This is a genomic window from Streptomyces sp. NPDC001156, from assembly GCF_053598275.1.
Window position 1 is genome coordinate 22,855 of record NZ_JBSFJX010000101.1, and the last position, 7,014, is coordinate 29,868.

Annotated in this window: 7 protein-coding genes; 4 read left to right on the forward strand and 3 right to left on the reverse strand. The window is 68.3% G+C overall.

The window, feature by feature from the left end:
- Nucleotides 1-38: 38 nt before the first annotated feature.
- The gene (locus ACWDA7_RS33265) at nucleotides 39-2,495 is read right to left on the reverse strand and encodes a SpoIIE family protein phosphatase (RefSeq protein ID WP_450609100.1); all 2,457 of its coding nucleotides are present in this window, start codon (nucleotides 2,493-2,495) and stop codon (nucleotides 39-41) included.
- Nucleotides 2,496-2,925: 430 nt separating this feature from the next.
- Here ACWDA7_RS33265 and ACWDA7_RS33270 point away from each other — a divergent pair, with 430 nt between their 5' ends.
- Complete coding sequence (locus ACWDA7_RS33270) at nucleotides 2,926-3,561, forward strand: TetR/AcrR family transcriptional regulator (protein WP_450609102.1); 636 nt, start codon at nucleotides 2,926-2,928, stop codon at nucleotides 3,559-3,561.
- A gap of 131 nt (nucleotides 3,562-3,692) precedes the next feature.
- Here the strand turns inward: ACWDA7_RS33270 and ACWDA7_RS33275 are convergent, their stop codons facing one another.
- A complete protein-coding gene (locus ACWDA7_RS33275) occupies nucleotides 3,693-3,848 on the reverse strand; it encodes a hypothetical protein (protein WP_450609104.1) in 156 nt (51 codons plus the stop codon).
- A 573-nt stretch (nucleotides 3,849-4,421) separates the two neighbouring features.
- Between ACWDA7_RS33275 and ACWDA7_RS33280 the strand changes: the two genes are divergently transcribed.
- The 3 genes from ACWDA7_RS33280 to ACWDA7_RS33290 all read left to right on the forward strand — a co-directional run bounded on the left by ACWDA7_RS33280 (nucleotide 4,422) and on the right by ACWDA7_RS33290 (nucleotide 6,310).
- Complete coding sequence (locus ACWDA7_RS33280; RefSeq protein WP_450609106.1) at nucleotides 4,422-4,817, forward strand: hypothetical protein; 396 nt, start codon at nucleotides 4,422-4,424, stop codon at nucleotides 4,815-4,817.
- 544 nt (nucleotides 4,818-5,361) lie between these two features.
- The gene (locus tag ACWDA7_RS33285; RefSeq protein ID WP_450609108.1) at nucleotides 5,362-5,784 is read left to right on the forward strand and encodes an SsgA family sporulation/cell division regulator; all 423 of its coding nucleotides are present in this window, start codon (nucleotides 5,362-5,364) and stop codon (nucleotides 5,782-5,784) included.
- Between the two features lie 196 nt (nucleotides 5,785-5,980).
- Nucleotides 5,981-6,310: an NIPSNAP family protein gene (locus ACWDA7_RS33290; RefSeq protein ID WP_450609109.1), complete on the forward strand. Its 330-nt coding sequence runs from the start codon at nucleotides 5,981-5,983 to the stop codon at nucleotides 6,308-6,310.
- A 107-nt stretch (nucleotides 6,311-6,417) separates the two neighbouring features.
- On the opposite strand, the gene ACWDA7_RS33295 is transcribed toward ACWDA7_RS33290, so the two are convergent.
- Nucleotides 6,418-6,900 carry a hypothetical protein gene (locus tag ACWDA7_RS33295; protein WP_450609111.1) on the reverse strand — a complete coding sequence of 161 codons (483 nt, stop codon included), beginning with the start codon at nucleotides 6,898-6,900 and terminating at the stop codon, nucleotides 6,418-6,420.
- Nucleotides 6,901-7,014 lie beyond the last annotated feature (114 nt).

A 7,014-nucleotide genomic window follows, 5' to 3' on the forward strand; every position in this document is an offset into this window, starting at 1 on the left:
GTGCTCACGAAGCAGCCATCGCCCGAGGTCGGCGCGCATCACGCAACGGCCGTGGCGTGCAGGTCTTGTTCGGCCCAGACGACCTTGCCGTCCGTCGCGGACCGGGAGCCCCACCTGCGGGACAGCTGAGCGACGAGGAAAAGACCGCGGCCGTTCTCGTCGAGGATTTGGGGATGACGGGGGTGCGGCTGGCTGGTGTTGCCGTCGAAGACCTCGCACGTCAAAACCTGGTGCTGGATGAGCCGTAGGCGGTTTGGTCCCTTGCCGTGGCGGATGGCGTTGGTGACCAGTTCACTGACGATCAGCTCCACCGTGGCCACCAGATGCTCAAGCCCCCATTCGCTGAGCTGACGGGCAGCCGCCCGCCTGGCGGTACAGACCGCGGCCAGCTCGCTCGGCAGATCCCACGAGGCGACCTGGGCCGGTTGCAGTGCGCGTGTCCGCGCGAGGAGCAAGGTGACATCGTCGGCCGGTGCCTGAGTCGGCAGGGTCTCGAGCGCCCGCGAGCACAGGTCCTCCAGGGGCGACTCAGGCTGTGCCAGGACGGCTCCCAAGCGGTGCAGGCCGACGTCGATGTCGTCGTCGCGGGACTCGACCAGACCGTCGGTGTAGAACGCGAGCAGGCTTCCCTCGGGCAGTTCCAGTTCCACGGACTCGAAGGGGACCAGCCCGAGGCCGAGGCCGAGGGGAGCTCCGGTGGGCAGGTCAGGAAAGACGACGTGCCCCTGCGGGGCAATGATCACGGGCGGGGGATGCCCGGCCCGTGCCATCGTGCACCGCCGGGTGATCGGGTCATAGACGGCATACAGGCAGGTGGCGCCCACCACCGCAGGGACCTGGTCCGGACCGTCGGCGTCCTCCTCGCTCAGCCGCCGGACCGTGTCATCGAGGTGCGCCAGCAGTTCATGGGGAGGCAGATCCATGTCCGCGAGCGTGCGGACGGCGGTGCGCAGCCGGCCCATCGTCGCCGCGGCCTTGATGCCGTGTCCGACCACATCTCCGACGACGAGGGCCACCCGGGCGCCGGACAACCCGATCACATCGAACCAGTCTCCCCCCACGCCGTGCTCCATATCGGCCGGCACGTAGCGCAAGGCCGCTTCGACGGCGGCGCCGCCTGCCAGACGATGGGGCAGCAGGTCGCGCTGAAGCGCCAGGGCGGCGGTGCGTTCGCGAGCGTACTGGCGGGCGTTGTCCAGGCAGAGCGCGGCCCGGGTGACGAGCTCCTCGGCCAGGAGCAGGTCATCCTCCTGAAACGGCGTCGGCTCCTCGGTGCGGACGAACAACGCGACACCCAGCAAGCAGTGCCGCGCACGGATGGGCACGACCATGAAGGAGTGCATCCCGTTCTCACGGACCTTCTGCGCCCGCACCGGGTCGTGGCTGATCCACGTGGCGGCCGTGTCCAGCACCGGTTCCAGGTGAGACGTGCCGGTGCGTAGGACGGCGGCATACGGGGAGGTCGCAGGGACGGGGACTGTTTCCTTGCGCGCCCACGGCGACTCCGGCACCCCGGGGCGGATCGAGGCCAGACCGGCACGGCGCATGACAGGGGGACGACGGTTCATTGTGCCGATCCGGGCCGAGGGCTCTTCACCGAACTGAACCGACTCCACCAGGTCGACCACGGCGTAGTCGGCCAGTAGGGGCACGGCGAGGTCGGCCAGTTCCTGCCCGGTCTGCATGACGTCGAGGGTGCTGCCGATGCGTGTGCTGGCTTCGCTGAGGATGGCAAGGCGGTCCCGCGCCCGCCGATTGCCGGTGACATCCACGCTCATGGAGCAGACACCCAGGGGCCGGCCGTCAGCGTCCTGGAGGCAGAAGAACGAGGCCGAGAACGCGTGCTCCCGTCGCCTGTCCGTCGGCGGCCACGCCCGGTACTCATGGACCATGGTGGTGCCGCTTTCCAGCACCTGACGCATCACTGCCTCGAGCGCCTCGGCCTCGAGGGCGGGCAACGATTCCTTCAGACGGCGTCCGAACCGCCGCTCGCGAGGGATGCCGTCGTGGCGCTCCATGGCGTCGTTCACCCAGGTGCAGCGCAGCTGCGGGTCGCAAACGACGATGCCGATCGGTGCGTGGGCAAGGAGCGACTCCCGCACCGGTCCGTGGGCCGCCCCCGAGGGCAGGGCGCCTATGTCGGTCACGGACACCAGCCACCGGGTGCCGGCGTCCTGTCCCCGCAGCAACGAGACCCGCAGCGTCATCTTGAGCGTGTGGCCGTCGCGGTGGCGGACCGCCGCCGTGCCAGCCCAGCCACCCCGGGCACGGCACTGCTCGGCGAACGCCGAAGCCCTCCCGGCGTCCTCGGGGGGCGGCAACACGTGGGCGGCGGACCGGCCTACCACCTCCCCGGCCGAGTACCCGACAAGCTGCTCAGCAGCGTGCGTCCACCCCACCACCGTCCCCTCCGCATCGATCATCGCTATGGCCGCATCGGGTATCTCGCGGGGGCTCACCGACTCGGCGAGTGGCATGTGGTCAGGGTTCGTCATCGAGGTTCATCCCATCGGTGCGCAGGTGTGAGGGAGCGTCGGCATGTGGCGCGGCGGCCCGAGCTGTCGTCGCGGTGGACGGTGGCGGCCGGGGCCTGAGGATTGCTCGGATCGGCCGTCCGGGCCTGCGATGTAGCGCGCGGCCTCGCCGCTGGTTGAGCGGCCCACCGGGCGAGGCATCCGCCCGGCTTAGAGCAGTTTGCCCATTTCTGATGAAAGTATCAGATACGACCGTTTGATCGTCAAGACCCCCAAAACCGGTCACACCATCAGGTGTGACCGCACCGGGCGATGCGGGTGCGGAACCAGTCCCGCCCGGTGCCCCCTTTGCGCGGCGGCGGGGTCGGGATTCCGGTGGCGCCCCACGGTGGACAGTCGGGGCTCTCAGTGAGATGATGAATGCATCAGAACTGGTGCTCTTGTCAGGAGGGTGCCGATGTCAGCCTCACCCAGGAATCGATTCGAACGCCGTCGGGCCGAGACCCGGCAGGCACTCATCCGCGCCGCACGGACGATCCTGGCCGAGTCCGGCGACACGAGCGCCAGCATTCGGGCCATCGCGGAGCGTGCGGACGTAGGCTTCGGCTCCTTCTACAACCACTTCACGGGTAAGCCGGACCTGTTCGATGCGGCCGTGGCCGATGCGCTGGAGGAGTACGCCCAAGCCATCGACGAGCGCCTGCGGGGCATCAGCGATCCCGCGGAGCGCCTTGCCGGGGGCGTGCGGCTCAGCGCACACATGGCCGAGTCCCACCCGGAGATCATGCGGATCCTGTGCCACAGCGGGCTCGGTCGCATATGTGCCGGCCACGGACTGGCTCCGCGCGCGAAGCGCGACGTGGAGCTGGGTATGACCTCGGGTCGCTTCACCGTGGTCGACCCGGTCATCGCCCTGACCGTGCTGAACGGCAGCCTGCTGGCGCTCTTGGAGCTGTGGCTCAACCGGCCCGAGACCGACAGCGACCACGCTGCAGGCAAAATGGCCGAACTGTTCCTGCACATGCTCGGTCTCTCCCCGGATGAGGCCCGGGACCTCGCCCGGCGCCCCCTTCCCGCCGCAGCCTGAAGAGAACCCCGCTGTCCCACCGGCCTGCCGGCGCCGGCTGCGCACCAGTTCCTGCGCCTGCATAAGGCGCTACCGGGAGCCTGCCACTCTTGCCTGCTGCGGTGCGTGGCGCCGGGCGGCCTCATCGGTGATCAGGTAGGCGTGGTCTCCTGTCCTGCGATGAACGGCGGTACGGCAGGATCCGCGAGTGCCTCCTGTGTGAGCCGCAGGGCCGCATCCGGCTTGCGCGCGAAGGCGGAGAGCGTGTGGTGTGGCGGATTGCCACCGCGCTCCTCGGCGAGGTCCACTGGATCTTCTCCGGCCTGACCGAGCCGAAGTGCGCCGGATGCGCCACGAGCCGCCTGAGCCCCCTTTCGGCGAGCCCTTCCTCTGGGCAGGCCGGTCCCGCCGACTCGCCTGACTGATCACAACCGGGAACCAAACCCCACCGCTGCGACGGTGCTTTTGGCATGCCAGGTTCCGAGGGGTCTCGCTGTGTCCGGCGGCAAGGCCCGCTGATGCTGTGGCTGATCTCGGCGAGGCCGTCGAGCCGGTCAGCGGAAGCATGCCGACAAAGCGGTGACGCGTGCCTTCGGCCCGGGGGGCGTCTGGATGGTCCCGACTCGGCGTTCTTCCGGTCACAGCCGGTCGTGCGCGCCGCCATCCCGCGGAAGGACGCCACGAGGGCATCGAAGCCGCCGATGCGGCGGCCCGGATCTTCAGCGAGGCGCCCTCGACATTTCCATACGCCGTATGTTACTACTGAAAGGGCAGTTCCATACGGCGTATGGAAAAGCTCGCTCGGACAGTTCCAGGCGCATCACATCGCCTGTGACAAGCAGCCGATGGTGCAGATCGCACCGATCCCGGGAGGAAAGACCATGAAGAACCTCACGAAGCGCATCTCTGCCGCTGCCTGCTCCGCGGCGGTCGCGGGTGTTGCCGTTCTCGGTGCCGGGGGCGCCGCTTCGGCCGCGACTCCTGCGTCTGCACACGCCCAGCTCCCGGCCGTCAGCGTCAAGACCAGTGACTATCGCTGGGATCACGGCGTCGGCTACCTGCTCGAGGAGGGCTACTCCTGGGACCGAATCCGCGGCTGGCATCACGACGACTGCGTCACCGATTCGGACTGGTACGGCCGCAACGGTCACTTCTACCGCTGGGACGACAAGGAATGCGGCTGGAAGTTCGACGGGTCGTACCGGCACGACTGGAACCGCTGCGAGCACGACGGCCAGGACCGGCACCACTACGACCGGAACCACGATGACCGGTGAGGCTGGGCCGCTTGTACCCCTGGGTCCAGGCTCACCAGTTGGATGAGCGAAGCGTAGTGAACTTGTGGCAGAGTGCTACGCGCACGTCCGGCGCCCAGGCGACGTCGGGCACCCTCCTCGGTCGGGTCTTGTGGCCCGGTCGACCAGCGTCCGGAGGGACGTGCCACGCGGGCTGGCGCCAGGGCACGAAGGCGATTGGCTCCCCAAGGCTGAGCAACGCTCAGGCTCGCTAAGCCAGTCAGAGACGCTGTGCGCATCGCCGTGATGCCTGCCGGCAGCAGGGAGGCGACCGCTGGTCCATGGATCACCAGTCCCTGACCGGTGATCCGGTGGCCGCCTATTGAGAGCCTGTCCCCCTCCTGCCTGCGGACGCCCACCGTGTGTCGCAGGCGTGCGCCGCCCAGCTGCTGCGATGTCACGAATCCGCTAGCCGTCCGGCGTCTGGGCCCTGTTGTAACGCCTCTCTCTTCGATGCCTTTTTTGCTGCTGACCCAGTGGTGGTCCGGCGGCGTGGCACAGCTGAGGCGTCTTGGAGTGAAAGTCAATGGAGTCTTTGAAGACCGTGGTACAGGGGGTGGCCGTGCGGCTTGTCGTCTCGCGTGACTCCTTGCTGTCCATGTGCATGCGTCTGCGGTACGAGCGCACTGATCCCTATGTCGTGCGTGCCGCCTTCTTCGCCGCCGACAGCGACGAGCCGGTGGAATGGGTCCTGGGGCGTGACCTTCTGGCTGACGGCCTGCGGGGTTCCGTGGGTGAGGGAGACGTCCGGATCTGGTCGGCCGTTGGCCATGGTGACCAAGCGATGTACATCGCCCTCAGGTCTTCCGCGGGCACCGCCTTGCTCGAGGTTCCAGTGCAGGACGTCAAGACGTTCCTACAGAACACGGAGGCTCTGGTGCCACAGGGCACCGAGTCCAGGTGCATTGAGTGGGACACCGAACTGGCGAACCTGCTCGCAGAAAGCTGAAGGACGTCTCCCAACTGCTCTGCGGACGGGGCGCTTTGCCGGGCGGCAGTGCGCGGCCTGCGTCCCCAGCGGCGCCGTCCTACTCCCGGCGCTGTGCGCGCCGCCACGAAAACCCTGAAACCCGTTGTCAGCCCCTTCGGCCGCCATCGCCGCGACCGCTGACATCCATGCCTAGAAAGACAAGGAACGAGCCTTCATGTCCCAGTACCAGCTTCGTGTCTACACACTGCGCAGCCCCGAGGCACTCGTCGCCTACGAGAGTATTTGGTCCAAGCACATTCCCGGCCTGGCCAAACACCGGATCACCACACACGGCGTCTGGACGGTACCGGCGACCCGCGAAAGCGAGGCGCCCCGACTGTACGCTCTCGTTTCCTACCAAGACGCCGACGACGTGCAGGAGCGGATGGAGGCGTACCTGTCCAGTCCCGAATTCCGCGCCGACATGGAGGGCTTCGACCTCGGCCAGATCGTCAACGTCGCCGAGTCCGTGCTGAGGCCCACCATCGACTCACCCTTGCGGTGACAGGTACCGAGCCGCCCTGCGGCCCGGGCGGCCGAGGCGCTCAGGTCTGTGAGACCGCGGGGAATTCGCCACGACACCTTTACGGGGCCTCTGGGGCAAGGAATCTCTTACGCCACCAGCAGCTTCGGTCGGGCGGCCAGCATCGGGCGGCTCTCGTGCTCGGCGGCAGCGATGTTCTCTTCGGGCAGCGCGCGTTGCCGCCACTCACCGGAGGCTACCTCGGCGGCTTCGCGCAACTCGGCCAAGGCGCTCGCCAGACGGCGGCGGGCATGGACGAGACCGGCGAGGTCGGAGGCGGGCGGTTGGGCCATCAACCGCGCGGCGGCCGCATGGGATGCGTCCACCGCCGCCAGGGCGCTCTCGGCGCGGTCCACGGCTCGGCGGTCAGCGATCGCGATGGCAACGAGCAGCCCAAGCGCGCAGCCCGTGAGGGTGTCAAGGGCTCGGTCCGTGAGCAACTCGCCGGCCGGCTGCGCATGCGCGAACTGGGGCATCAGCCGCGGGCGCGGGCAGCGTAGGGCAGGCTGTGCCCCGTAGAGCGCGCACGTGGATCCGCCGACGGTGTACACCATCAGGTCGACGCGTCCCACGGCTAGACGAGTCTTTCCGAATGCCTGCGGGCGCAAGGAGAGGGTGTCCATGATCGTTTGTGACGACGAACCTGGACACCCTCGTGACCGCACTCTACGTAAAGATCGATGACG